Here is a 25745-nt window from a genome sequence, read left to right on the forward strand (position 1 = left end):
CATCGTGTCCGACGACATCCTGGTGATGCGCGGCATCACCAAGAGGTTCGCGGGTGTCACCGCGCTGCACGAGGTCTCGTTGACCGTGCGGCGCGGTGAGATCCACGCGATCTGCGGTGAGAACGGCGCGGGCAAGTCCACGCTGATGAAGGTGCTGTCCGGGGTGCACCCGCACGGCACGTACGACGGCGACATCCTCTTCGAGGGCGAGTCGTGCTCGTTCCACGGCGTTCGCGACAGCGAGCGCCGCGGCATTGTGATCATCCACCAGGAACTGGCGCTGTGCGGTCAGCTCTCCGTCGCGGAGAACCTGTTCCTGGGCAACGAGAGGTCCCGGCGCGGGCTCATCGACTGGAACCGCACCAACCACGAGGCCCAGGCGCTGCTCGACCGAGTCGGCCTGCGGGAGAACCCGACGACGCCGGTCAACGACCTCGGCGTCGGCAAGCAGCAGCTCGTCGAGATCGCCAAGGCGCTGTCCAAGGAGGTCAGCCTGCTGATCCTGGACGAGCCGACGGCGGCGCTCAACGACGACGACTCGCAGCACCTGCTCGACCTGCTCGACGGGCTGCGGGCGGAGGGCATCACCAGCGTGATCATCTCCCACAAGCTGGGCGAGGTCACCCGGATCGCCGACACCGTCACCGTGCTGCGCGACGGCAGGACCATCGAGACGTTGCCCGCCAAGGGACTGAGCGAGGAACGCATCATCGCCGGCATGGTCGGCCGCGACCTCGAGCACCGGTTCCCGCCGCGCACCCCCGACATCGGCGAGGAGGTGCTGCGCATCGAGGACTGGACGGTGCACAGCCCGGCCCAGCCCGACCGGGTGGTCGTCGACAACGCCACGCTGTCGTTGCGGCGCGGGGAGATCGTGGGTCTCGCCGGCCTGATGGGCGCGGGCCGCACCGAACTGGCGATGAGCGTCTTCGGCCGCACGTACGGCGTCGGTGTCTCCGGACGCGTCGTCAAGGACGGCCAGGAGATCGACACCCGCACGGTCCGGGGCGCCATCCGCCACGGCCTCGCGTACGTGAGCGAGGACCGCAAGCGCTACGGGCTCAACCTGATCGAGGGCGTGCAGCGCAACGTCTCCGCGGCGGCGCTGGACAAGCTCGCGACCCGCGGCTGGGTGAACGAGAACGAGGAGTACACCGTCGCGGAACGGTTCCGGAAGTCCATGGGCATCAGGACGGCCGCGGTGTCGACCCCGACCGGCACGCTGTCCGGCGGCAACCAGCAGAAGGTCGTGCTGGCGAAGTGGATGTTCACCGACCCGGACGTGCTGATCCTCGACGAACCGACGCGCGGCATCGACGTCGGCGCGAAGTACGAGATCTACTCGATCATCAACGACCTCGCCGCCCAGGGCCGCGCGGTGCTGGTGATCTCCTCGGAACTACCGGAGCTGCTGGGCCTGTGCGACCGCGTGTACGCGCTGTCCGAGGGCCGCATCACCGGTGAGGTGAGCCGCGAAGAGGCCACGCAGGAACGCCTGATGCAGTACATGACACGAGGACAGAGCTCATGACCACCAAGACCGCGCCCGCACCGGCCGCCGCCCCGCCGGCCTCGTCCCGCCGGTTCTCGATCAACCTGCGCCAGTCGGGCATCTACGTCGCGTTCGCGTTGATCGTCGTGCTGTTCACCGTGCTGACCGACGGCGCGTTGCTGCAGCCGCAGAACATCTCGAACATCATCGTGCAGAATTCCTACGTGCTGATCCTGGCGATCGGCATGATCCTGGTGATCATCGGCGGGCACATCGACCTGTCGGTCGGCTCGACCGTGGCGCTGACCGGCGCGATCTGCGCGGTGCTGACCGTCCAATGGGGACTTCCCTGGCCGGTGGCGGTGCTGCTGACGCTGCTCTCGGGCGCGGTCATCGGCGCGGCGCAGGGCTACTGGATCGCGTACTTCGGCATTCCCGCGTTCATCGTGACGCTGGCGGGCATGCTCGTGTTCCGCGCGCTCACCCTGACCACGCTGGGCAACCAGGGCATCGGGCCGTTCCCCGACGAGATCCGGTCGCTGGCCAACGGATTCACCGGCGGGTACCTCGGCAACGTCGGTCTCGGCCCGCTCGGCGGCGCCGACCTGGTGAGCCTGCTCGCCGGACTCGCGTGCGTGGCCGGGTTCGGGTTGTCGCAGTGGCGCAAGCGCGCGGCCAGGCTCGGGTACGGCCAGGCCGTCGAGCCGTTGCCGGTGTTCGTGCTCAAGATCGTGGGCGTGGCCGTCGTCGTGATGGCCGTCGTCGTCCAGCTCGCCCGGTTCCGCAACCTGCCGTGGGTGCTGGTGCTGCTCGCCGCACTCGCGCTCGGCTACTCGCTGATGGCGAACAACTCCGTGTTCGGCCGCCACATCTACTCGATCGGCGGCAACCTGCAGGCCGCCACGCTGTCCGGTGTGAAGGTCAAGGCCGTCACGTTCTGGGTGTTCGTCAACATGGGCGCGCTCGCGGCCCTCGCCGGCGTGATCTTCGCCGGCCGACTCAACCAGGCGGGCCCGACGGCGGGCATGTCGTTCGAGCTCGACGCCATCGCGGCCGCGTTCATCGGCGGCGCCGCGGTGCAGGGCGGTGTCGGCAAGGTGGTCGGCGCCATCACCGGCGGCCTGATCATGGGCGTGATCAACAACGGCATGTCGCTGATCGGCGCGCCCAGCGAGCGCGTGATGCTCGTGAAGGGTCTCGTCCTGCTCATCGCGGTCGCCTACGACGTCTGGACCAAGCGACGCGCCTGAAGTACCCCCTCCCTCCCCCGGAAGGCGAACAACAACGATGTTGTCCTCCCTGCGCCATTTCGGAGTCGTCGTGGTCGTGACGGCCGCCCTGCTCCCCGTCACGCCGGCCGCCGCCGAACCGATGGTTCGGACGGCGGCGAACGCCCTGGCGGTGCCGAACCTCGACGACGTCCGCGGCCACCTCACCCTGCCCACCACCGGCGAGAACGGCACGACCGTCACGTGGAGGTCGGCCAACAGCAAGGTGATCACCGCGACCGGTGAGGTGAGCCGGCCTCCCGCGGGGAGCAGGCCCACCAAGGTCGTGCTGACGGCGAAGGTGAGCCGTGGCAGCCAGAGCACCACGCGCGCGCTCACCGCCACCGTCGTCCCGTTGCCCGTCAAGGAACCGCTGGCGGGCTACAGCTTCTTCTACTTCACGGGCGAGGGCAGCCCGATCGGCGAGCAGATCTACGCCGCCGCCAGCAACGGCAACAACCCGCTGGACTTCTCCGAGGTCAACGGCGGCCAGCCGGTCCTGAAGTCGAGCCTCGGCGAACTGGGCGTGCGCGACCCGTTCATCATGCGCTCCCCCGACGGCGACAGGTTCTACCTGCTGGCAACGGATCTGAAGATCAACGGCGGGCGCGGCTGGGACGCGGCCCAGCGCACCGGCAGCCGGTCGATCATGGTGTGGGAGTCGACCGACCTGCGGAACTGGTCGCGCCAGCGCAGCGTCGAGGTGTCGCCGCCGACCGCGGGCAACACCTGGGCACCGGAGGCGTTCTGGGACGCCAAGCGCGGCCACTACGTCGTCTACTGGGCCTCGAAGCTGTACGCGGAGAACGATCCCGGCCACGCGGGCAACAGCTACAACCGCATGATGTACGCGACCACGCGCGACTTCGTGACGTTCAGCCCGGCGAAGGTGTGGATCGACCCCGGCTACTCGGTCATCGACTCGACCGTCATCGAGCACGGCGGCACCTACTACCGCTACACGAAGGACGAGCGGAACAACTCGTCGTCCTCGCCGTGCAGCAAGTACATCACCGCCGAGAAGTCCACGGACCTGCTGGACCTCGACTACGACTTCGTCTCCGAGTGCATCGGCAAGGCCACCCCGACCAGCCCCGGCCTGAGCGCCGGTGAGGGCCCGACGGGTTTCAAGTCCAACACCGAGGACAGGTGGTACCTGTTCATCGACGAGTACGGCGGCCGCGGCTACGTGCCGTTCGAGACGACCGACCTCGCCTCCGGCAAGTGGACCATGTCCACCGGCGCCCGCCTGCCCGCCTCCCCGCGCCACGGCACGGTGCTGCCGGTGACCCAGGCCGAGCTGAGCCGGCTCACCGCTGCCCCGGCGCCGGTCAAGGCCGACGCCAAGGGTCTCGTGGCGCACTGGCCGCTCACCGGGTCCGCCGCCGACGCCACCGGTCACGGCTACGACGGTGTGCTCGCCGGCAACGCCTCCTTCTCCGACGGTTCGCTGTCGCTCGAGGGTGGGCACGTCCAGCTGCCCAACAACATGCTGACCGGGGCCGCGGCCGTCACGATCTCCGCCGACGTGCTGGTCGACCGCGGCCAGCAGACGCCCTACTTCCTCTACGGCTTCGGCAACACCGCGTCGAACGGCGTCGGCAACGGCTACCTGTTCAGCACCGGTGACACCTATCGCAGCGCGATCGCCACCGGCAACTGGTCGACCGAGCAGGGCGTGAACTCCGGCCGCGCACTGCCCCGCGACGTCTGGAAGAACGTGACGCTGACGATCGGCGACGGCGTGGAGGTGCTCTACCTCGACGGCGTGGAGGTCGGGCGCAGGACCGGCGTCACGGCCAAGCCGTCCGACATCGGCGGCGGGATCACCGCGGCCAACTACCTCGGCCGCTCGGTCTACGAGGCGGACCGGACGCTGCAGGGCCGGATGAAGGACGTCCGCCTCTACAACCGGGCGCTGTCCGGCAACGAGGTCGCGGCGCTCCCGTTCAACGCGACCCTGATCCGGTCGGTGGCGCACGACTCGCTCAAGGCGCCCGCGGTCATCGAGCCGGGCAGCGTCGTGCTCCCGGTCAAGCCGGGCACCGACCTGCGCAGGGTCAAGCTCGACTTCGGGCTCGCCCCCGGTGCGTCGATCTCGCCCAGCGGCCCGGTCGACCTGCGCAAGCCCCGCGAGTTCACGGTGAGGTCGGGACGCGAGAGCCGGGTGTGGACGGTCGAGGCGCACGAGATGCGCAGCCCCGTGCTGCCGGGCCTCAACGCCGACCCGAACATCGTCGCGTTCGGCGACACCTACTACATCTACGCGACCACGGACGGCTTCGACGGCTGGAGCGGCACGAAGTTCTCCGCCTGGTCCTCGAAGAACCTCGTGGACTGGACCGACGAGGGGGTCATCCTCGACCTCGGCCCGGACGTGAGCTGGGCCGACCGCAACGCCTGGGCACCGGCCATCGCCGAACGGAACGGGAAGTACTACTTCTACTTCTGCGCCGAGGCGAAGATCGGCGTCGCGGTGAGCGACTCCCCCACCGGCCCGTTCGTCGACTCCGGGACACCGCTGGTCGCGCGCAACCCCAGCGGCGGCGGGCAGGCGATCGACCCTGCCGTCTTCGTCGACCGCTCCGGGCAGCCGTACCTCTACTGGGGCAACGGTGAGGCCTACGTCGTTCCGCTCAACGGTGACATGATCTCCTACGACCCGGCCAAGATCACCCGCCTCACCGGGCTGACGGACTTCCGGGAGGGACTGTTCATGGTGGAGCGCAAGGGCACGTACTACCTGAGCTGGTCGGTCGACGACACGCGCAGCGAGGACTACCGCGTCGCCTACGCGACCGCGCCCAGCCCCACCGGCCCGTTCACGAACCACGGCCTGATCCTGAGCAAGGACGTCAAGCTCGGCGTCAAGGGCACCGGGCACAGCTCGATGCTGCAGGTGCCGGGCACGGACGACTGGTACCTCGTGTACCACCGCTTCGCCATCCCCGGCGGGGACGGCACGCACCGGGAGACCACGATCGACAGGATGAGGTTCGGCCGCGACGGCTCCGTCGTCCCGGTCAAGCCCACCCTGGAAAGCGTCGCACCACAACGGATCCGGCCTCAGCACTGCCGGGCCCTGATCAACTGATACGAGGAGTTCGATGTCGCAGCGGGAACCCGAGCTCCGCCGGGAACTGTTCGGCCGGGTCGGCGACGCCGACGTGCACCGGTACGTCCTGGCGTGGCCCGGCGGGCTCACCGTGCGGATCCTGGACTACGGCGGCGTGATCCAGTCGCTGGAGGCCCCGGACCGCGACGGAGTGCCTGCCAACGTGGTGCTCGGGTTCCCCGCGCTCGACGACTACGTCGCGAACAACCGGCCGGACGCGGCCAGGGTGTTCTTCGGCGCCGTGATCGGCCGGTACGCCAACCGGATCGCCCGCGGCGCCTTCACCCTGGACGACGTCCAGCACCAGCTCCCGCTCAACAACGGCCCGAACAGCCTGCACGGCGGACCGGCGGGCTTCGACACACGGGTGTGGTCCGCGACCGAGCTGCACGAACCCGACAGCGTGGGCGTGCAGCTCGACCTGGTGAGCCCGGACGGCGACGGCGGCTTCCCCGGCGCCGTGGCGGCGCAGGTGACATACCGGCTCGATCGGCACAACCGCCTGAGCATCACCTACCGCGCGACGGCGGACGCGCCGACCGTGCTCAACATGACCAACCACAGCTACTGGAACCTGGCCGGGGAAGGCAGCGGTGACGTGTGCCGCCAGTCGCTGATGCTCAACGCGAGCCACTACTGCGCGGTCGACGAGAACCTGATCCCGGCCGGCGCTCCCGTGCCGGTCGACGGGAGCCCGTTCGACTTCCGGCTGCCGACCGCGATCGGCGCCCGCATCGAGGCGTCGCACGACCAGCTGCGCGTCGCGTCGGGCTACGACCACAACTGGGTGCTGGACTCCTCCGGCGCCTCCTTCGCCGCGCAGGCGTGCGACCCGGCGTCCGGGCGTCTGCTGACGATGTGGACCACCGAGCCCGGCCTGCAGTTCTACTCGGGCAACTTCCTGACCGAGGACCTGGTCGGCACCAGCGGGCGCCCGTACGGCCGCAACGCCGGCTTCGCCCTCGAGGCGCAGCACTTCCCGGACTCGCCGAACCGCCTGGACTTCCCCAGCACGGTGCTGCGGCCCGGGGAGGTCTACCACCAGGAGACGGTGTTCCAACTGTCCACTGCGGACTGACTCACGCCGCGTGACTGCACGTGGGGCAGGAGCATTCCGCGCACGTGCAGTTCGCGCACGCGTCGGAGCACCCTTCACAGGCGCACTGGGCGTGGTTGCAGGTCGGGCAATCGCATTCCGAGCAGTCGCACTGCGCGCACGAGTCCGCGCAGTGCGCACACTTGCACTTGTCGCACTCGTCGTAGTGCACTCCGCGATCCGTCACGTGTTCACGGTGCACGTGCCCGTCGTGCAGGTAGTCGACGTGGTCGCGGTGCACGACGGCGTCGTGGCCGCAGCCGGGACCGTGCGTGTGGCGGTGTAGTTCCGCCGGGGCGTGTTCGACAGTCGTCATAGGACAGATGCTCATATGCGCAGACGGCCATGACAAACGGAGGAGTGGTCAGTCAGCCTTCCGGGTGATGATCAGGCGTGGGCCACATCACTCGTCAAGCCGTTGCGGCACAACATCTTGATCGATTCGCTGTCGATTCGACGACTGATGCGGCTCCCGACGTCTGTGTCGTTCAAGCTGAGAGGACGGCACCAGCGGAAGGGGTCCTGTCATGGCAGCCGAGTTCCGGGAATCCGCCCTGCGGGAGCTGTCCCTCTCCGATCGCGCGCTGTTCCGGACGTTCGGTGCGGGGCCGATCCGCACGCCTCCGTTCGACCACGTCCACCACGCCTTCGAGACGCACGCGGCCCGGCGTCCGCACCTGACCGCCGTGGAACACCTCGGCGAGTCGCTGACCTACGCGGAGCTCGACGCCCGAGCCGGGCTGCTGGCCGAGTTCCTGGTCCGCGCCGGCGTGCGTCCCGGTGACCACGTGGGACTGTTCCTGACGCGGTCGATCTCCATGGTGGCCGGCATCCTCGCGGTGCTCAAGGCGGGGGCGGCCTACGTGCCCCAGGACGCGGGCACCACGTCCGAGGCCCAGCTGCGGCACGTCGTCCGCACCGCGCGCATCGACGTCGTGCTCACGACGAGCGAGGACGTGCTGCCCGGCCACCTCGCCGAGGTCGTCGCGATCGACACCCTGCCCGCCGTGAACACGTTCTGCCGCACCATCACCTCCGACTCGGACGTCGCCGCGGTCGTCTTCACCGGCGCCACCGGCGTGCGGGTCTCCCACACCAACCTGTGCAACCTGCTCCTCACGACTCCGGGATCGCTCGGCATCGCGCCGGGGACGAGGGTGTCGCAACTGCTGGACCTCGCCTGCGACCTCGCGATGTGGGAGGTGCTCGGCACGCTCGCGAACGGCGGCACGCTGGTGATCGGCGACGAGCGGACGGCGAGCGAGGTGGACGTCGTGATCGCCACCCCGGACGTGCTGTCGTCACTGAACCCCGAAGCGTGTCACCGGGTCCGCACGGTCGCCGTCGCCGGTGAACGGTGCCCGCGGCCGCTGGCCGACACGTGGTCGAGCCGGGTGGCCTTCCACCACGCGTACGGCCCCACCGAGGTCACCATCGCCGCCACCGTGCAGCGCCGCGACGCGGGCAGCGGGCGGCTCACCATCGGCAGGCCGGTGCCGAACGCGACCACGTACGTGCTCGACGAGGACCTGTCCCCGCGGCCGATCGGCGGGATCGGGGAGCTGTGGGTGGGCGGCGCGGGTGTCACCGCGGGCTACGCGGGCGACCTCGACCTGACCTCGCGCCGGTACCGGCCCGACCCGTTCCTCGGCGGGGACCACCTGATGTTCCGCACCGGCGACCTCGGACGGTGGACCGAGGACGGCGAACTGGAGCACCACGGACGGGCCGGCGACCAGGTCGAGGTGCTCGGGTACCGGTTCGAGCTGAACGCGGTCACCGAGGCGCTGGAGGGCGCGGCGGGCTGCGAGCGGGCCACGACCCTGGTGCACGACGGCAGGCTCGTCGGGTTCATCAGCCCGGGCACGGCGGCGCCGGACGTGGCCAGGCGCGCGGTCTCGCAGCGGCTGCCGCACTACTGCGTGCCCACGTTGATCGTGCCGCTCGACACGTTGCCGACCACCGACCGCGGCAGGGTCGACCGGCGCGCACTCCTGTCCTGCCTGGACGGGCGCCGCTCCCCCGTGGGGCGTTCGTGAGCGCGCGGCTCGTCGCCGAAGCGCTGTCGTCACTGGAGCCCGAGCACCGGGCGGTGATCGTGCGTGCCTTCTACCGCCGCGAGTCCGTCACCGCCGTGGCGAACGCGCTGGAGCTGCCGGAAAGCACCGTGAAGACTCGGTTGCACCACGGCCTGCACGCGTTGAGACGCGCGTTGCGGGACAACGGGGTCATGGAGTCGTGAGCTCGAAGCGCGGCACCGTGACCGAACCTCCCAGCGCCTGCGTGGCGTGGTTGAAGATGCCGAACCGGTAGCCCATGAAGAACTGCCACTCGTTCTTCAGCGTGAAGCCGGTGCCCAGCGAGGTGAAGTTCACGCCGTCGGTGCTGTAGGAGAACCTGGCCTGCCGTCCGCTGCCCGGACGGATGTCGGCGTTGGCGCGCAACCAGATCCGGGTTCCGGCGAGGGTCGCGCTCGCGACCTCCGCACCGGTACCGGTGGTGTTCCAGTTGCCGTCCATGGTCAGGCCGTTGACCATGACGACGCGGTTGCGGCCGTTGTCGCGTTTGACGCCTATCCACGCCGACGAGTCGCGCAGCATCGCGAGACCGGTGCGGTCGCCGTCGCGCATCGAGGCCAGGTCGAGGGTGACGGTGGCGGTCGACGTCGGCCCCTGGACGCGGTGGGTGAGGGTGTTGCGGGCGTTGTACAGGTCGTTGGTGACAGTCGCTGTGGACAGCCGCAAACCGTTGTTCACGCTGTACTTCGTGGTGTCCGGGTTGTGGTTCCACTCCCACTGGGGTTTGAGCGTCGTCCCGTCGAAGGTGTCGACGCCGGTCATGGGCTTCACCGGGCGTGACGGCAGGTTCGGCATCGGGTAGTTCGCACCCCAGCCGCCGTTGACCGTGGTGATGCGCGGCCAGCCGTCGGAGGTCCAGGTGATCGGCGCGAGCACCGGCACGCGGCCACCGGGGTAGGCGTCGACGAACGCCATGTAGTACCAGTCGCCGTTCTGCGTCTGGACCATGCCGCCCTGGTGCGGCACTCCCCCGCCCTGGATCGGGCCGGGCATGTCGAGCAGCACCTGCTGCACGGTGTAGGGGCCGAACGGGCTCGACGCCTTGAGCACGTACTGGCCGTTCGCGGGCCGGGTCAGCCAGATGTAGTAGCTGCCGCCGCGCTTGTAGAACCGCGCTCCCTCCAGGGTTCCGATGTTCGAGGGCGTCTGGAACACCTGCTGCGACCGCACCTCGGACTTCCCGTCCGCCGAGAGCTGCGCGACGCTGATCGTGGTGTTGCCGTAGGCGACGTACATCGTGTCGTTGTCGTCGACCAGCATTCCCGCGTCGTAGTAGCACTTGTTGATCGTGGAGAGCTTGGACCACTGCGCGTCCACGGAGGTCGCGGTGTAGATGTGCGTCTGGGCGAAGTCGACGCAGCCACCCCAGTAGAACGTGTTGTTGCTCTTGCGGTGGTTGAGGAACGAGGCCCAGATGCCCCGCACGTACCCCCTGCCGCCGTTGAGGTCGTACTTGGGGCCGAAGTCGAGGCGTGGCACGGAGTGTCCGGCGAACTCCCAGTTGACCAGGTCGTAGGAGCGCAGGACCGGCGCGCCCGGCGAGTAGTGCATGGTCGACGCCGAGTAGTAGTAAGCGTCACCGACGCGGATGATGTCGATGTCCGCGAAGTCCTGCCACAGCACCGGGTTCGTGAAGGACGACGGTCTCGGCGTGGTCGTGGTCGTGGTGGTGGTCGTCGTGGGTGCGCCGGTGTCGCCGCAGGTGGTGCCGTTCAGGCGGAACGACACCGGGTCGGGGTTGCTGGAGCCGGACGTGGCGTTGAACCCGAACTCGACCTTGCCGCCGGCCGGGATCGCCGCGTTGTAGGAGGCGTTGCGCGCGCTGACCGCGCCGCCGCTCTGCGTGATCACGGCGTTCCAGTGCTGCCCGACCTGCTGCCCGGAGGCGTAGGTCCACTCGAGCGTCCAGCCGGCGATCGCGTCCCCGGTGTTCGTGATCGACACGGCCGCGCCGAAGCCGCCCTGCCACTCGGAGTTCTTCGCGTAGGTGACGGCACAACCGGGAGCCGCCTGTGCCGCCGTGCTCGCGGCGACCCCCGCCGCCACCAGCGTGAGCGCGGACAGCGTGACCGGAACCCACCTCATGATCGCGCCCACCTCTGGTTGGACTGGCCGTTGCAGGTCCACAGCACCAGCTTCGAGCCGTTGGCCGTCGCAGCCCGTTCGACGTCGAGGCACAGGCCGGCGTTCGTGTTGCGGAGCGTTCCGTCCGAGCCGAGCGTCCAGCGCTGGTTCGCCTGACCGTTGCATGGCCAGGTGATGACCCTCGTGCCGTTCGCGGTGCCCTGGTCGTAGGCGTCGAGGCACTTGTCGCCGAACACCCGCACCTCTCCGTTCGGCCACGACGTCCACTGCTGCGAGGCAGGGGTGAGGCAGTCCTGGACCACGGCGGCGGTCCCGGCGGCGGTGGACCCGTTCTCGACGTCGAGGCAGCGGTTCGACCCCGCCCCGCGAAGGCGCGACGTGGTGCTCTGCACCGGCGTCCCACCCGTCACCCGGTACGCCGCGACGCCGTGCGCGGGAACAGAGGCGGAGATCGCGCCCGAGGTGCCGGACGTGCCACCGGTCCACAGGTCGGTCAGCGTGAAGGCGCTCCCCGACAGGCCGATCTGGGCGGCCGTGGTGGTGACGGTCGCGGTGCCGCCGCCCCGGTTGAACAGGCCGACCGCGACCGAGCCGTCCGCGAGGGGTTTGGCGAACACCTCGGTGGCGCCGTCGTCGCGCACCCGCCGCCCTCCCGCACCGAGCGCGTCCTGGTTCACCGCGAGCAGGCGCTGGTTGCGCAGGACCGCGCTCACGTCGGCGGACATGGTGCGGATGTCGTTGCCGGCCATCAGCGGCGCCGCCAGCAACGCCCACAGCGCGAAGTGCGAGCGGGACTCGGTGAGGGTGAGCCCGGGACGCCCGACCACCAGCATGTCCGGGTCGTTCCAGTGCCCCGGCCCGGACTGGGCCGCGAGCGGGGCGGTCACGTCGACGACGTTGCCCACGCCCATCGGGTAGCTGTTGACGTTGCCGTTCTGCCAGATGTCCAGCAGGTCCTCCGTGGTGCGCCACAGGTCCGCGACCTGGCCCCAGTCGTACCGGTCGCCGGTGATGGCGTGGAAGCTGTTGGGGTTGATGCTGTAGACGATCGGGCGGCCGGTGGCGCGCAGGGCATCACGCATGATCGAGAACCGGGCGACCTGCTCGTCGCGGGTGCCCGCGCCCGAGCACCAGTCGTACTTCAGGTAGTCCACGCCCCAGGACGCGAACGTGCGCGCGTCCTGCACCTCGTGGCCTTTGCTGCCAGTGGAACCGGGATGGGCACCGGTGGTCTGCGCACACGTGCGTTCGTTCGGCACCTGGTAGATGCCGAACTTCAGGCCCCGCGCGTGGATGTAGTCGCCCAGCGCCTTCATGCCGCTGGGGAACTTCGACGGGTGCGAGCGCAGGGCACCCACCGAGTCGCGCTGCGGGTCGAACCAGCAGTCGTCCACGACGACGTACTGGTAACCGGCGTCGCGCATGCCCGACGACACCATCGCGTCGGCGGCTTGGCGGACCTGGCCCTCGGTGATGCCGCAGCCGAAGCTGTTCCAGCTGTTCCAGCCCAGGGGCGGGGTCAGGGCAGGGCTGCCGGGAGCCGCCGAGGCGGTGCTGACGGCCGACAGTGCCGTGAGCACGGCGACGGCGAGGTGTGCGAGTGGCCTGAACCGGGAGGGCATCGTGGCCCCTTTCTCCCGGAGCCGGTGCCGCCGGCGGCGCTACCGGCGGCACCGGCCCCGGGATCAGCAGGTGGAGTTGGTCTGGGTGAGCAGGCCGAGCCGCCACGGCAGCCGGTTGTACTCACCCCCGGCGCTGGGATCCATGCCCTGGTAGAGGTAGCTGAGCCGGCACGGGCTGATCTCCATCGTCTGGTCGACGTTCGTGCGGACCATCTCGCCGTGGCTGATGTCGCGGGTCCACTGTCCACTCGGGAACGTCACGTTGTTCGCGCGGGCGAACGGGTTCGACTCGCTGTCGGCCAGAGCGGTCCACGGGCCGGTGATCGAGGGCGCGGTCCAGGAGCGGAACCAGCGGCGGCCGTCGGTGCCGATCGCCTCGTGCACCAGCAGCCACTGGTCCTTCCCGGCGATCTTGTAGACGTTCGACGCCTCGAACAACCTGTTGCGGTCGCTGTCCTGCATCGCGATCACCGTGTTGGTGAAGCCGTTGGGGAACTGCGCGAGGCTCGTCTCCGACCGGTAGAGGTGGCCGTTGTCGTCGGAGGAGAACAGGTAGCACTTCGCGGTGTCGCACACCGTCCAGAAGTCGACCCAGTACCCGTTGCCGATGTTGTCGCGGATGATCTGCGGCATGCCGCCCGCGTAGAAGTTCCTGGGCGTGGACCACGACGCCGGGTTCGCGATGTCGGAGGTCGTGGAGTACGACGCGTTCGACCCGGTCTGGTAGACGAGGTACCAGAGGCGTTGCGGCGCGAAGTAGAACACCTGCGGCGCCGCCCGGTAGCCGGTGCCGATGCCGGAGCGGTCGAGGTAGAAGTGGGGTGCCGCCGACGCCTGGGACCAGTCGGTGAAGCTGGTGTACATCAGGTTGTAGCCGTCGGTGTAGGTCGAGGCGAAGACGTGGTACTTGCCGTTGTGGTAGACGACGCTCGGGTCCTTCACCGCGACGTTGGCGTGCGTCGCGTCCGGCTTCGGGCTGATCAGCTGGCCGCTGGAGGACCAGCGGAAGCTCGACGGCAGACCACCCACCGGCGGGTTGCCCGTGGTGGTGGTCGTGGTGGGGCCGACGCCGCCGGTGCACAGGGTGCCGTTGAGCGTGAACGCCACCGGGTTCGGGTTGTTCGTGCCGGAGGCGGAACCGTTGAACCCGAACTCGACCTTGCCCCCGGTGGGGATCGTCGCGTTGTAGGACACGTTGCGCGCGGTCACCTGGGCACCGGACTGCGCCACCTGGGCGTTCCAGGCCTGCTGCACCTGCTGCCCGGCGCCGAAGCTCCAGGTGAGCGTCCAGCCGTTGACCGCGTCACCGAGGTTCGTCACGGCGACGGCGGCGGTGAACCCACCGTCCCATTGCGACGGTGCCGAGTACGCGACCGAACAGCCGGGCGCAGCCGAGGCTGGCTGCCCGGCCAGCGCGGTCAGCGCGGTCACCGCGATGAGCGGGACCGCGGCCAGGGCGGTGAGCCGGGCGCGCCGGGACGAGCGGATCCGTGCGAGGAACATGATCACCCTTCGTCGCTGGAGGGAGCGGGACCAGGTGCTGACATCGAGGTGCCGCACAGCGGCTTCCAGCAATGTAACGACGCTTTCACGAAGCGGTCAAAGCTAAATGTGAGCGCTAACTTTTAGCAGCCCTCGCCACGAATTCGTTGACCTGCAAAGCTGGGATCGCCGGACTGTTAACGCAAACAAGTGGGCGCCACCGAACCGCCCGTGCGCACCGGCATCGGCAGCCGGTGGACCACCGGCGACCGGGCGCCGCGCCCCTCCACGACCTCGAGCAGGACCTCCACCGCCCGCTCGCCGAGCTCGCGGTGGGGCTGGGCGAGCGTGGTGAGCCGGGGACGCATCCAGGAGGCGACGGGGTGGTCGCCGAACCCGAGCACGGACACGTCGCCCGGCACGGAGAGCCCGGCGTCGGCGAGGGCCTGGTACGCGCCGAACGCGAGGCGGTCGTCGAGGCACACCAGCGCTTGCGGCCGGTGGTGGCGCAGCAGATCCGCGGTCACCGCGTAGCCCTCTTCAGCCGTCCACTTCGGACATTCAGCCGCGTCAGCCACCCAGACTCCCGCCGCGGCGAACACCTCGCGCAGGCCGGTGAGGCGTTCCGCCGCCGCGCCGCCGTGTGATCCCGGTCCGGCACCGATCAGGTGGACGCCGCGAACGTGCCCGGCCTCGAGGAGGAGCCGTGCGGCGGAGTGACCACCCCGCACCTCGTCGGACACCACCGACGGAAGAGCCCCGGTGGCGTTGAGCAGGACGGCGGGCCCGCGCCGCAGACCGTCCGGCACGGCGACCGTCCGGGTGTGCGCCGCGGCGAACACGATGCCGTCCGCCTGCCGGTCGCGCATCGCCTCGACCAGGGCGCGCTCCACGGCCGGATCTCCACCGGACTCGCTGACGAGCAGCATGAACCCGCGCCGGCACGCGGCCTCCAGCGCTCCCTTGACGACGTCGCCGACCGGACCGGACGCCTCGGCGGTGTCGAGCACCAACCCGAGCGTCCGCGACAACCCGGGACGCGCCGAGTGGGTGCCGCGCCGGTACCCCAGCTCCTGCGCGGTGGAGCGCACCCGCTGTTCGGCCGCCGGGGAGATGCGCAGCTCCCGCGCGCGTCCGGTCAGGACGAGCGAGGCCGTGGTGATCGACACCCCGCTCGCCGCCGCCACGTCGGCCAGGGTCACGCGTGATCGTCCCACCGCAGATCCGCCTCCCGCCGCACCGAGAACCTCTGCTCGAGGTTCCGTGGGTCACACGCTTGGACGGCCCCGGCGGAGGGACACCGTCCAGGACACGGAGAGGTCCCCGGCCGGTGCAGGCCGGGGACCCCCTTCGTCACCGCCTCAGGAGCAGGCGACGCCGTTCAGCACCGGAGACGAGAACGGTGGCGTGCCGTTGTAGTTGGCGTTGTACCCGATGTTCAGCTGGGCCCCGGACCCGATCGAGCCGTTCCAGGCCGCGTTCGCCACCCGGACCTGGTCGCCCGTGTCGGTCCACGTCCCGTTCCAGCCCTGGGTCACCGTGACCCCCGGCGCCGAGAACGTGAAGGTCCAGCCGTTGATGGCCGCACCGCGGTTCACGATCACGATCTCACCGGAGTAGCCGCCGTTCCACTGGCTCGTCACGCGGTGGGTCGCGGTGCACCCGCCACCGGGGTTGCCGCCGCCCGACGTGGTCGTGGTCGTCGTGGTCGTCGTCGTGATCGGCCCCGCCGCCATCGCGAGCTCATAGGCCCGCTGCGGCACGAACTGGCCGGCCGGTGCGATGCAGCCGTCCGACTCGCCCGGCAGCTTGATCCACAGGAACGCCTCGATCCTCGAATCGCCCGTGTTCGTCGTGCTGGGCGTGCCGATCGCGCGCCCGGCCGGGTCGCACCACTCGCTGCCGGCGGGACCGTTGCCGTTGCGGCTGGTGTCGACCACGGCCTTGAGGCGGCTGTCGCCGACGGCGTTGAGCACGTTCTTCGCGAAGTTCACCTCGTCGGAGGTGGCGCGGTAGTTCGACACGTTGGTCGAGATGCCGTCGGCGCTGTTGGAGATGTCCGCGCCGCGCAACCGGTTCGCCGCCTCCGCCGGGGTCAGCCACGAGGAGTGGCCGATGTCGAAGTAGACCTTGGCCTGCCCGGAACCGGACTTGAGCTTCTTGCCCGCGTAGGCCATGGACGCCTTGGTCTGGTTCTGCTGGTCCGTGCTCTGGCAGTTGGTCATCAACGGCAGCACGTCCGGTTCCAGCACGATCGTCGCCGGACGTCCGGCGAGGCCCGCCGCGACCTCGTCGACCCACGCCCGGTAGGCCGTGTGGGAAGGCGCCCCGCCACCGCTCGCGCCTCCGCAGTCGCGGTTCGGGACGTTGTAGACCACCAGGATCGGGATCTTCCCGGCCGCGGCCGCCGCGCCCACGAAGGAGCTGACCTCCGACCGCACCGTCGACGTGTTGGTCGTCGTGTACCACCGCGCCTGCGGGACCGACGCGATGCGGTCGCGGATGACCGCCGCCCGCGAGTCGCCGGGATTGGCCGCCACCCACCGCGCGCTCGAGCTCGACGGGTCGACGTAGAACGCCGACTCGGCGGCACTGACGGTCGCGCCGCCGCTGATCACCAGGGCCGCCACCCCGGTCACCGCCGCGCCCGCGAGCAGACTCGCGCTCGCGCCCCGCTTCCACCGTGTCATCGTGTCTCCAGTTCGCTCGGTCGATGTGATTCGGGTTCTCGCAGCGTCGGTGCTGCCCGGACGTGAATCGGCGACGCGGGAGCGCTCTCATACTTCGGAGAAGCGAATGCGAGTTCGGGTCAACGTAACCACGGAACCCTGAATCGTCAACGGCGGAAGTGATAATGGCCGACGCCGCCGCAGAAAGTTTCGAAACTTTCCACGAAAATGCGATCAAGGCGGTGACGTGGTAGTTGGGAGCGCTCCCTCATCAGGAGTAGGCCGATCAGGTCAATCGGTGTCGAATTCGACAACGACTTCTTGTGAGCGTCGATGAACGACTGCGACACTCCGGAACGGCAACGGCGGGCGACGACGGAACATCTCCGCCAATTCTCACCGCCCACCGAGATCCGGCAATGGCGCACCGGGTCCGGCCATCCGTCCTGCCCATCACCACCCTGCATTCGGGTTGACCTCGGAAAGTGTGGAAGATGAAACTGACATCGAAGTCAGTGGCGCTGATCCCGATCATCGCCACGGTCGCGACAGCGGTTGTCGGCGCCACCCTGATCTCACCGCCGGTCGCGAACGCCGCGACCACCCTCAGTGCCGCGGCCCAGCAGAGCGGCCGGTACTTCGGCACGGCCGTGGCGGCGAACAAGCTCGGTGACTCGACCTACGTGGGGATCCTGAACCGCGAGTTCGACATGGTCACGGCCGAGAACGAGATGAAGATGGACGCGACCGAGCCGAACCAGAACCAGTTCAGCTACGGCAACGCGGACCGGATCGTGAACCATGCCCGCAACCAGGGCAAGCGGGTACGTGGACACGCGTTGGCGTGGCATTCGCAGCAGCCGGGCTGGATGCAGAACATGTCCGGCACGGCGTTGCGCAACGCGATGCTCAACCACGTGACGCAGGTCGCGACCTACTACCGCGGCAAGATCTACGCCTGGGACGTGGTGAACGAGGCGTTCGCGGACGGCAGCAGCGGCGGACGCCGTGACTCCAACCTGCAGCGCACCGGCAACGACTGGATCGAGGCCGCCTTCCGCGCGGCCCGTGCCGCCGACCCCGGCGCGAAGCTCTGCTACAACGACTACAACACCGACGACTGGTCGCACGCCAAGACACAGGCCGTGTACCGGATGGTGCAGGACTTCAAGTCCCGCGGCGTCCCGATCGACTGCGTCGGTCTCCAGTCGCACTTCAACCCCCAGAGCCCGGTGCCGTCCAACTACCAGACCACCCTGCAGAACTTCGCCAACCTCGGCGTCGACGTGCAGATCACCGAGCTGGACATCGAGGGCTCCGGCAGCTCGCAGGCCCAGAACTACCAGCGGGTCACCCAGGCCTGCCTCGCCGTCGCGCGCTGCACCGGCATCACGGTGTGGGGCATCCGCGACACCGACTCGTGGCGTGCGTCCGGCACCCCGCTGCTGTTCGACGGCAGTGGCAACAAGAAGGCCGCGTACAACTCCACTTTGGACGCGCTGAACGCGGGCGGTGGTCCCGGCCCGACGACGACCACCACGACCACCACCACGACGACGAGCAACGGCCCCGGTCCGGGCGGCTGCACCGCGACGGTGTCGCTGAACCAGTGGAACGAGGGGTTCGTGGCCACGATCAAGGTCACGGCGGGCTCCAGCGCGCTGAGCGGCTGGACCGTGACGACCACGCTGTCGAACGCCACGGTCACCGGCTCGTGGAGCGCGAACCGCAGCGGCAACAGCGGAACGGTCAACTGGACCAACGTGGACTACAACGCCGCCGTGCCGGCGGGCGGGTCCACCGAGTTCGGCTTCCAGGGCAGCGGCAACGGGTCGGGCCTGAACCCGTCCTGCGCCGCGCGCTGACGCACCACACCCGGGCTGGCTCCCGCAGAACGGACGTGACGTCCTCTGCGGGAGCCGGCCCGGTTCAGCGCCTGATCCCCCGAACTCCCTTTCCTCAGCAAGAGAACGAGGTCGTCGTGACCATCCGGAACACCATCCAGCGACACGTGGCCAAACGGCACGTCGCTGTCCTCGCGGCGGTGCTGTCACTGCTCGCCGCCGTCGGTTTCTCGCTCGTGCCCCAGCAGGCACACGCCGCGTCCCTGGTGCCGGTCACCGGGTTCGGCGCCAACCCGACCGGCCTGAACATGTACGTGTACGCACCGGACCGGCTCGCGGCCCGGCCCGCACTGCTCCTGATGGTGCACTACTGCACCGGGTCCGCGAGCGCGGTGCACAACGGCGGCGGGCGGGAGTTCGTCAGCGCCGCGGACCGCCACGGGTACGTGATCGTCTACCCGGAGGCGACGCGGGAGGGCCGCTGCTTCGACGTGTCGACGCAGAACGCGTTGCGCCGCAACGGAGGCAGTGACTCGACCGGCATCATGTCGATGGTGACGCACGCACGGCAGCGGTACAACGTCGACCCGTCGCGCATCGTCGTCGCCGGCATCTCGTCCGGCGCGATGATGACCAACGTGCTGGCCGCCGAGTACCCGGACGTGTTCAGCGCCGGCTCGGCCTTCGCCGGTGTCCCCGCCGGGTGCTTCGCGACGACCGACGGGTCGCTGTGGAACAGCCAGTGTTCGGGCGGGAACCTGCTGAAGACGCCGCAGCAGTGGGGTGACCAGGCGCGGGCCATGTTCCCCGGCTACACCGGGAGCTACCCGCGGATGCAGCTGTTCCACGGCACCAACGACACAACGCTGGCGTACCCGAACTTCGGCGAGGCGCTCGACCAGTGGACGAACGTGCACGGCGTGAGCAGGACCCCGGTGTCCACCGACCAGCCTCAGGCGAACTGGACCCGCACCCGGTACGGCGCGACGGGCGTCGTCGAGGGCATCAGCGCCCAGGGCACCGGCCACGACGTGCCGACCGCGGGAATGGTGGGGCACGCCATCACCTTCCTCGGCCTGGACCGCCCGTCCACGGACCCCACGACCACCACCACGACGACCACCACCACCACTCCGCCGCCGTCCCAGGGCTGCTCGGTCAAGGCCGCGGTCAACGCGTGGAACACCGGCCTGACCGAGACGATCACCATCACCAACACGTCCTCGACGGCCGTGAACGGCTGGAAGCTGCAGTTCACGTTGCCGGGCGGGCAGACGATCACGGGTGGCTGGAGTGCGACCTACTCCCCCTCCACCGGGCAGGTGACGGCGTCGAACGTCTCCTACAACCCGCAGATCCAGCCCTCCGCCCAGATCTCGATCGGTTTCCAGGCCACGCACACGGGCAACAGCGCGGCGGCCGGCGGGTTCACGCTCAACGGCGTGCAGTGCGCCGTCGCCTGACGATCGGAGGAACGACGATGTTCCATCAGAGAGCCATGTCCCGATCCAGGTTCGTGATCGCGGCGGCTGCCGCGAGCGCCGTGGTGTTCCTGGGGGCGGCGGGGATCGCCCTCGGCGGCCCCGAGGCCGGTACGGCGGCGGCGACGGCCGGCTGCGGCAAGGCACCGGCGTTGACGAGCGGCCAGCACACCATCAGCAGCGGCGGCCAGAGCCGTTCGTACGTCCTGCGGCTGCCACCCAACTACGACAGCAACCGCCAGTACCGGCTCTTCGTGGGCTTCCACTGGCGCGGAGGCACCGCCAACGACGTCGACTCCGGCGGTTCCGACGGCTACAACTGGTCCTACTACGGGCTGCGCAAGCTCTCCGACGCCGCGAACAACGGCACGATCTTCGTGGCCCCGCAGGGCAACGGCAACGGCTGGGCCAACCCCGGCGGCCAGGACCTGAGGTTCGTCGACGACCTGGTGGCACTGCTCGACGCCGGGCTGTGCATCGACACGACCCAGCGCTTCGCCGGCGGTTTCAGCTACGGCGGCGGCATGTCGTACGCGGTGGCCTGCGCACGCGCCAACGTCTTCCGCGCGGTGGTCGTCTACGCGGGCGCGCAGCTCAGCGGGTGCGACGGCGGCACCCAGCCCATCGGGTACATGGGCATCCACGGCATCAGCGACAACGTCCTGGGCATCGGCCTGGGCCGCGGGCTGCGCGACACGTTCGTGCGCAACAACGGGTGCGCAGCGCAGAACGCCCCCGAACCGTCAGCGGGCAGCCGGAGGCACGTGGTCACGACCTACAGCGGCTGCCGCGCCGGCTATCCCGTGGTGTGGGCGGCGTTCGACGGCGGGCACACCCCGGGACCGATCGACTCCGGCGGTGACGGGTGGCAGACCTGGACCTCCGGCGAGGCCTGGAAGTTCCTCACCCAGTTCGGCGGTGGCGGCACTCCCCCGAGCACGACACCGTCCACTCCCCTGCCCACCCAGTGGCCGTGCCGGGTGAGCGACACGATCAACGCGTGGGCCGAGGGCCTGACGTCGAACATCACCCTCACCAACACCAGCACGACGCCCGTCGACGGGTGGTCGCTGGTGTTCTCCCTGCCCGGCGGGCAGACGATCAGGGGTGGGTGGAGTGCGACCTACTCCCCCTCCACCGGCCAGGTGACCGCGACGAACGCCCCCTACAACGGGCAGATCGCACCCGGCGCGTCGGTCACCTTCGGCTTCCAGGCGACGCACACGGGCGGCATCGGGAAGCCGGACTGGTTCAGTCTCAACGGGCGCACGTGCCAGATCGTGTGACGTAGGTGCGGTCACGGTCCCGCATTGGGGCTGTGGCCGCGCCTGCGCAACGGCGCCAAGGGCTCAGACGTCAGCGGGCGACGGCTCTCCAGCACCCTTCACAACGGCGCCAAGGGCTCAGACCCCGGCGGACGGCCGGTTCTCCAGCACCCTTCACAACGCCACTACAAGCTCAGACACCGCCGGACGGACGGTTCTCCAGCCCCTTCGCCAGCACCGCGATCGCCTCGGGACCGGTTCGGCAGCACCCGCCCACCAGCCGGGCACCGGCGTCGGCCCACTCCCCCGCGGACTCCGCGATCCCGATGCCGTCCCCGGTCCACGACCGCTGCCGCGCGTCCCAGGTCTCACCGCTGTTCGGGTACACGACGACCGGCAGCCCGGTCACCCGGCGCGCCACGGCGACCGCCTGCGCCACGTCCTGCGGCGCACAGCAGTTCACCCCGACCGCGATCACCTCGTCCACACCGGACACGACGGCGAACGCCTCCTCCAGCGGCTGGCCCGCGCAGGTCCGGTCACCTCGGATGCTGTAGGAGAGCCACGCGGGCACGCCGCTGCCCCGCACCACGTCCAGCACCGCCTCGGCCTCGTCGACGTCCGGGATCGTCTCGACGGCGAGCACGTCCGGATCGGCCGAGCACAGGGTCTCGAGCCGGCGGCGGTGGAAGTCCACGAGGTCCTGCCTCGGCAGGCCGTACCGGCCCCGGTACTCCGAGCCGTCCGCCAGCACGGCCCCGTACGGTCCGACCGACGCCGCCACCCAGCGCTGTCCCTCCACTTCGGACGAAGCCGAGCGGGCGAGCTCGACGCTTCCGCGCAACAGGCGCGCGGTCTCGTCGTCACCGATGCCGTGGCGCGCGAAGCCGGCGAAGCTCACCTGGTAGCTCGCGGTGATGGCGACCGAGGCCCCCGCGCGGTAGAAGGCGAGGTGGGCTGCGCGCACGGCGTCCGGGTCGGTGAGCAACAACCGTGCGGACCACAGCTCGTCAGAAAGGTCGTGCCCGGCCTGTTCCAGAGCCGTCGACATCCCGCCGTCGAGCACGACCACCTCGCGCGTCAGAGCTTCTGCCAGTTCCACCCGGCGAGTCTATGGCCCGAAAAGGGAGGAGGAGTGCGCGACAGTCACAGATCGCGCACTCCTCCAGGGACGGCGGCCGGGGACGTCCGCGTGTGTGCGCCGCATGTCCACACGCGCGGACGCGGTCCCGGCGGCCGCCCGGTCAGGCCGTACCGCGGTGAGCGGCCGGGTCCGGGGTGCTCGCCCGGCGGGACAGCCGGGGCGGCAACAACATCAGGGGTGGTGCCTGCTTCCCCTCGAGCTTCGCGACGAGCAGGTCGACGGCGTGCCGGCCGAGCTCCTCCGCCGGCAGCCGCACCGAGGTGAGCAGCGGTGAGGTCTGCTCGGCCAGTTCGTCCGGGCAGATCGCGACCACGGCGACGTCACCGGGCACCTGGCGGCCCGCCGCGCGCAGGCAGGTGGTGATCCAGCCGAGCGCGGCCTCGTTGTGCACCACCAGCGCCGTCAGCGACGGGTGGGCGCGGATCAGGGCCTTGGTCGCCCTGAGCACCGAGTCGTGGTCGCCCTCGACGGACAGCGCCGTCGCGGCGACTCCCCTGCGCATGGCGGCAGCGCTGAACCCGTTCATGGTGCGGTGGGCGAAACCGGTGCCGCGCCGGTAGACCGCGCTCGGCGCGCCCAGGAAACCGATGGAGCGGTGGCCGAGGTCCGCCAGGTGGTCGACGCACTTCGCGCCCGCGGCCTCGAAGTCGAGGTCCACGCAGGTGAGGCCGCGCGCGGCCGCCGGGTGTCCGATGAGGACGGACGGCTTGGTCAGCTGCCGCAGCAGCGGCACGCGGTCGTCGTCCATCTCCACGTCCATGACGAGGAACCCGTCGACCTGGGCGCTGTTCGCGGCCCGGCGCAGACCCGCCGCGCCGTCGTCCGCGGTCAGCAGCAACAGGTCCATGTCGTAGCGGCGCGCGGTCGTCACCGCCGCCGTGACGAAGCGCATCACCGCGGGCAGGTGGGTTCCGGCGCGCAACGGGAGGACCAGCCCGATCACGTTCGTCCGGCCCGCCGACGTGGCGCGGTCGGAGGCGTGCGGCTGGTAGCCCAGCGCCCTGATGCTGTCGCGGACCCTCGACTTCGTGTCCGCGGAGATCGACCGCTTGCCCGTGAGGACGTAGGAGACCGTGCTCGGGGCGACCCCGGCGTGCCTTGCGACGTCCGCGATGGTGACCACACAGCCTCCTCTCGCGCTTGCGCTCAGTGAGCGTGTGGACACCATAGGGAGCACCTTCTGATGACATCAAGAGTTATGTGTGCGTTAACATTGCGCTTTTCTGGTGGTCCAGACGAATTCCGCACCGTCTGGAAGCTTGCCGGACAGAAAATGAGACCAGGCAGGAAGAGCGTGCCCATGCGGCGCGGCCCCAAACGAGGAACCGGCCGCATGAGCACGTTCACATCCTCAGGTCAGAGCGCCGGGTAGGCGTTCCGCATGAGCTCCTGGAACTGTGCCGAGAACCAGTGCCCGGACAACGGGGCGTCCCCGAGCGCACCGGACATGCTGTTGCCGTTGCGCACGTTGCCGGTGTAGGTCGGGTCGCACATCTTGTCCGCGCCCTTGCCCTCGTTGTTCGGGATCTCCTCGCTCGCGCCGTCGGACTCACCCGGCGGCTTCATCCAGACGTAGGCGTCGATCCCGGACTCCGGCGCCGCCTTGGGGCGCTCGCCGAGACCGGCTCCCGACTGGTTGCACCAGTTGCCGAGGTGGATTCGCCGGTCCAGCTTGCCGCCGTTGACGTAGGCGTCGACGCTCGTCGTCGGGCCGGGACCCGCCGGACGGGCGCTGCCACCCCAGCCGTTGCGGCTGGTGTCGATCAGCATGCCGACGTTCGAGTCGAAGCCCGCCTGGACGGCCCGCTGCCGGAACGCCTGGGCGTAGGACAGCTCGTCGACGTAGCGGTTCCAGTCCACCCACTTCGACTGGCGCACCGACGTGCCGTTCACCGAGTCCTCGATCTTGAAGTACGGCTCCTTCAACGCGCCGTAGTTCGCCGTGTTGGCGATGAAGCCCTGCACGTTCGCCTTCGTGCTGCCGGACGCGTTCGCCGCCTGGAACAACAGGTCCGCCGTCGCGCCGAAGTTGTCGTCCCAGCCGATCCAGCCGTGGTGACCGATGTCCAGGTAGTTGTAGACGTTCGGCACGGCGCCCAGCTTCGCGAGCGCGTAGCCGACACCGGTGACGTAGTTCCCGTTCGCCTTCATCACGTCGCACGCCGGCACGGCGGTCGGGCGCGGTGAGACGTTCGTGATCAGGTTCGGCAGGGAGTCGATCTCCACCGTGGTGACGATGCGCAGGCCCGAGTACGCCGGCCGGGCGAGAATCGCCGCGATCGGGTCGATGTACTCGGTCTTGTAGCGGTCGATCTCGGTCGCCTTCAGCTCACCGTTGGAAGCGAGCGCCGAGCAGTCGCGACCGGGCAGGTTGTAGATCACCAGCTGGATGACGAGTGGTGAGCCCGCCGCCTGGCGCACCGCCTCGTCGAGGTGCGCGGCCAGTCCGCGGGCACCCGTGGTCCCGGTGATCGCCGCGATGCGGTCCATCCACACGCCGGTCGGCTGGTTCGCGATGCGGCTGCCGCCGGCCTCCGCGCTCGCCTTCGCGGACCAGTCGGGGTTGACGTACTGCTTGGCGCCGACGTACGGGTTGTCGACGCGGTTGCCCGGCCCGGGGTCGTTGGACGTCGTGGTCGTGGTGGTCGTCGTCGTGCTGGTCGGCACCGTGCCACCGGTGCAGACCGTGCCGTTCAACGTGAACGAAGCCGGGTTGGCGTCACCGCTCGCGGCGTTGCTGCCGTTGAAACCGAGGTCGGTGGACGCGCCGGTGCCCAGGTTGCCGTTCCACGACAAGCTCGTCGCGGTCACGTTCTGGCCGGACTGGGTCCAGTTCGCGCTCCAGCCCTGTGCCACGCGCTGGCTGCCGGAGAGGGTGAACTTCAGCGTCCAGCCGCCCGAGATGGCGTCACCGAGGTTGGTGACCTTCACCGCGGCACCGAAACCGCCGCCGCCCCAAGGGTTCGCCGTGTAGTCCACACGGCAGCCGGGTGCGGCGCCCGCGGGTGCGCTCATGGCCACCCCGAGCGTCGCCACGACGGTGGCGACCACGACTCCCGCCGCAGCCCACCGCCTCTGTCCGTTGAGCTTCATCGCTCCGGATC

The 25745-nt window shown here is 69.8% G+C and carries 18 protein-coding genes; 10 read left to right on the forward strand and 8 right to left on the reverse strand.

Features of this window, described 5'->3' with window-relative positions; translation table 11 throughout:
• Positions 1 to 25: 25 nt before the first annotated feature.
• The 7 genes from mmsA to IEY88_RS26780 all read left to right on the forward strand — a co-directional run bounded on the left by mmsA (position 26) and on the right by IEY88_RS26780 (position 9213).
• On the forward strand, positions 26 to 1531 hold the full coding sequence (mmsA, locus tag IEY88_RS26750; protein WP_308426018.1) for a multiple monosaccharide ABC transporter ATP-binding protein: 1506 nt from the start codon (positions 26 to 28) through the stop codon (positions 1529 to 1531).
• Positions 1528 to 2742 carry a multiple monosaccharide ABC transporter permease gene (gene mmsB / locus IEY88_RS26755; protein WP_189157611.1) on the forward strand — a complete coding sequence of 405 codons (1215 nt, stop codon included), beginning with the start codon at positions 1528 to 1530 and terminating at the stop codon, positions 2740 to 2742. Before mmsA ends, mmsB begins: the two co-directional genes overlap by 4 nt.
• A gap of 37 nt (positions 2743 to 2779) precedes the next feature.
• Positions 2780 to 5854 (forward strand): family 43 glycosylhydrolase, encoded by a 3075-nt coding sequence (locus tag IEY88_RS26760; RefSeq protein WP_189157612.1) that lies wholly within the window; start codon positions 2780 to 2782, stop codon positions 5852 to 5854.
• Positions 5855 to 5867: 13 nt separating this feature from the next.
• Entirely contained in the window at positions 5868 to 6953 is a 1086-nt protein-coding gene (locus tag IEY88_RS26765) for an aldose epimerase family protein (protein WP_189157613.1), read from the forward strand.
• A gap of 151 nt (positions 6954 to 7104) precedes the next feature.
• Positions 7105 to 7257 (forward strand): hypothetical protein, encoded by a 153-nt coding sequence (locus tag IEY88_RS45565; protein ID WP_189157614.1) that lies wholly within the window; start codon positions 7105 to 7107, stop codon positions 7255 to 7257.
• 241 nt (positions 7258 to 7498) lie between these two features.
• Positions 7499 to 9010: an AMP-binding protein gene (locus IEY88_RS26775; RefSeq protein WP_189157615.1), complete on the forward strand. Its 1512-nt coding sequence runs from the start codon at positions 7499 to 7501 to the stop codon at positions 9008 to 9010.
• Positions 9007 to 9213, forward strand: a complete 207-nt coding sequence (locus IEY88_RS26780; protein WP_189157616.1) for a sigma factor-like helix-turn-helix DNA-binding protein — start codon at positions 9007 to 9009, stop codon at positions 9211 to 9213. Before IEY88_RS26775 ends, IEY88_RS26780 begins: the two co-directional genes overlap by 4 nt.
• Here the strand turns inward: IEY88_RS26780 and IEY88_RS26785 are convergent.
• The 5 genes from IEY88_RS26785 to IEY88_RS26805 form a co-directional block, all read right to left on the reverse strand.
• A complete protein-coding gene (locus tag IEY88_RS26785) occupies positions 9200 to 11134 on the reverse strand; it encodes a family 43 glycosylhydrolase (RefSeq protein ID WP_189157617.1) in 1935 nt (644 codons plus the stop codon). The genes IEY88_RS26780 and IEY88_RS26785 overlap by 14 nt on opposite strands.
• Positions 11131 to 12756: a glycoside hydrolase family 27 protein gene (locus IEY88_RS26790; protein WP_189157618.1), complete on the reverse strand. Its 1626-nt coding sequence runs from the start codon at positions 12754 to 12756 to the stop codon at positions 11131 to 11133. The genes IEY88_RS26785 and IEY88_RS26790 overlap by 4 nt, the downstream gene beginning before the upstream one ends.
• 63 nt (positions 12757 to 12819) lie before the next feature.
• Positions 12820 to 14259 (reverse strand): glycoside hydrolase family 62 protein, encoded by a 1440-nt coding sequence (locus IEY88_RS26795; RefSeq protein WP_189157619.1) that lies wholly within the window; start codon positions 14257 to 14259, stop codon positions 12820 to 12822.
• A 176-nt stretch (positions 14260 to 14435) separates the two neighbouring features.
• Positions 14436 to 15440 (reverse strand): LacI family DNA-binding transcriptional regulator, encoded by a 1005-nt coding sequence (locus tag IEY88_RS26800; RefSeq protein ID WP_189157620.1) that lies wholly within the window; start codon positions 15438 to 15440, stop codon positions 14436 to 14438.
• A gap of 159 nt (positions 15441 to 15599) precedes the next feature.
• Entirely contained in the window at positions 15600 to 16928 is a 1329-nt protein-coding gene (locus IEY88_RS26805; RefSeq protein ID WP_189157621.1) for a glycoside hydrolase family 6 protein, read from the reverse strand.
• Positions 16929 to 17401: 473 nt separating this feature from the next.
• Here IEY88_RS26805 and IEY88_RS26810 point away from each other — a divergent pair, with 473 nt between their 5' ends.
• From IEY88_RS26810 to IEY88_RS26820, 3 genes are all read left to right on the forward strand, one after another.
• A complete protein-coding gene (locus tag IEY88_RS26810) occupies positions 17402 to 18772 on the forward strand; it encodes an endo-1,4-beta-xylanase (protein WP_189157622.1) in 1371 nt (456 codons plus the stop codon).
• Between the two features lie 116 nt (positions 18773 to 18888).
• Positions 18889 to 20214, forward strand: coding sequence for an extracellular catalytic domain type 1 short-chain-length polyhydroxyalkanoate depolymerase (locus IEY88_RS26815; protein ID WP_229693794.1), 1326 nt, complete (start codon positions 18889 to 18891; stop codon positions 20212 to 20214).
• Positions 20215 to 20249: 35 nt separating this feature from the next.
• A complete protein-coding gene (locus tag IEY88_RS26820; protein WP_189157623.1) occupies positions 20250 to 21518 on the forward strand; it encodes a CE1 family esterase in 1269 nt (422 codons plus the stop codon).
• 172 nt (positions 21519 to 21690) lie between these two features.
• Here the strand turns inward: IEY88_RS26820 and mmuM are convergent, their stop codons facing one another.
• The 3 genes from mmuM to IEY88_RS26835 all read right to left on the reverse strand — a co-directional run bounded on the left by mmuM (position 21691) and on the right by IEY88_RS26835 (position 25734).
• A complete protein-coding gene (mmuM, locus tag IEY88_RS26825; RefSeq protein WP_268241267.1) occupies positions 21691 to 22599 on the reverse strand; it encodes a homocysteine S-methyltransferase in 909 nt (302 codons plus the stop codon).
• Positions 22600 to 22741: 142 nt separating this feature from the next.
• On the reverse strand, positions 22742 to 23764 hold the full coding sequence (locus IEY88_RS26830; RefSeq protein ID WP_229693795.1) for a LacI family DNA-binding transcriptional regulator: 1023 nt from the start codon (positions 23762 to 23764) through the stop codon (positions 22742 to 22744).
• 233 nt (positions 23765 to 23997) lie between these two features.
• Positions 23998 to 25734 (reverse strand): glycoside hydrolase family 6 protein, encoded by a 1737-nt coding sequence (locus IEY88_RS26835; RefSeq protein WP_189157625.1) that lies wholly within the window; start codon positions 25732 to 25734, stop codon positions 23998 to 24000.
• Positions 25735 to 25745 lie beyond the last annotated feature (11 nt).

The organism is Lentzea pudingi (genome assembly GCF_014646255.1).
GTDB classification, from domain to species: domain Bacteria; phylum Actinomycetota; class Actinomycetes; order Mycobacteriales; family Pseudonocardiaceae; genus Lentzea; species Lentzea pudingi.

Excerpts from the sequence above, each read along its gene's own strand:
- IEY88_RS26765 (WP_189157613.1), top strand. The coding sequence starts at position 5,868 with ATGTCGCAGCGGGAACCCGAGCTCCGCCGGGAACTGTTCGGCCGGGTC.
- IEY88_RS26835 (WP_189157625.1), bottom strand. The coding sequence starts at position 25,734 with ATGAAGCTCAACGGACAGAGGCGGTGGGCTGCGGCGGGAGTCGTGGTC.
- mmsB (WP_189157611.1), top strand. The coding sequence starts at position 1,528 with ATGACCACCAAGACCGCGCCCGCACCGGCCGCCGCCCCGCCGGCCTCG.
- IEY88_RS26790 (WP_189157618.1), bottom strand. The coding sequence starts at position 12,756 with ATGCCCTCCCGGTTCAGGCCACTCGCACACCTCGCCGTCGCCGTGCTC.
- IEY88_RS26810 (WP_189157622.1), top strand. The coding sequence starts at position 17,402 with ATGAAACTGACATCGAAGTCAGTGGCGCTGATCCCGATCATCGCCACG.
- IEY88_RS26775 (WP_189157615.1), top strand. The coding sequence starts at position 7,499 with ATGGCAGCCGAGTTCCGGGAATCCGCCCTGCGGGAGCTGTCCCTCTCC.
- IEY88_RS26795 (WP_189157619.1), bottom strand. The coding sequence starts at position 14,259 with ATGTTCCTCGCACGGATCCGCTCGTCCCGGCGCGCCCGGCTCACCGCC.
- mmsA (WP_308426018.1), top strand. The coding sequence starts at position 26 with ATGCGCGGCATCACCAAGAGGTTCGCGGGTGTCACCGCGCTGCACGAG.
- IEY88_RS26805 (WP_189157621.1), bottom strand. The coding sequence starts at position 16,928 with ATGACACGGTGGAAGCGGGGCGCGAGCGCGAGTCTGCTCGCGGGCGCG.
- IEY88_RS26785 (WP_189157617.1), bottom strand. The coding sequence starts at position 11,134 with ATGAGGTGGGTTCCGGTCACGCTGTCCGCGCTCACGCTGGTGGCGGCG.
- IEY88_RS26820 (WP_189157623.1), top strand. The coding sequence starts at position 20,250 with ATGTCCCGATCCAGGTTCGTGATCGCGGCGGCTGCCGCGAGCGCCGTG.
- IEY88_RS26760 (WP_189157612.1), top strand. The coding sequence starts at position 2,780 with ATGTTGTCCTCCCTGCGCCATTTCGGAGTCGTCGTGGTCGTGACGGCC.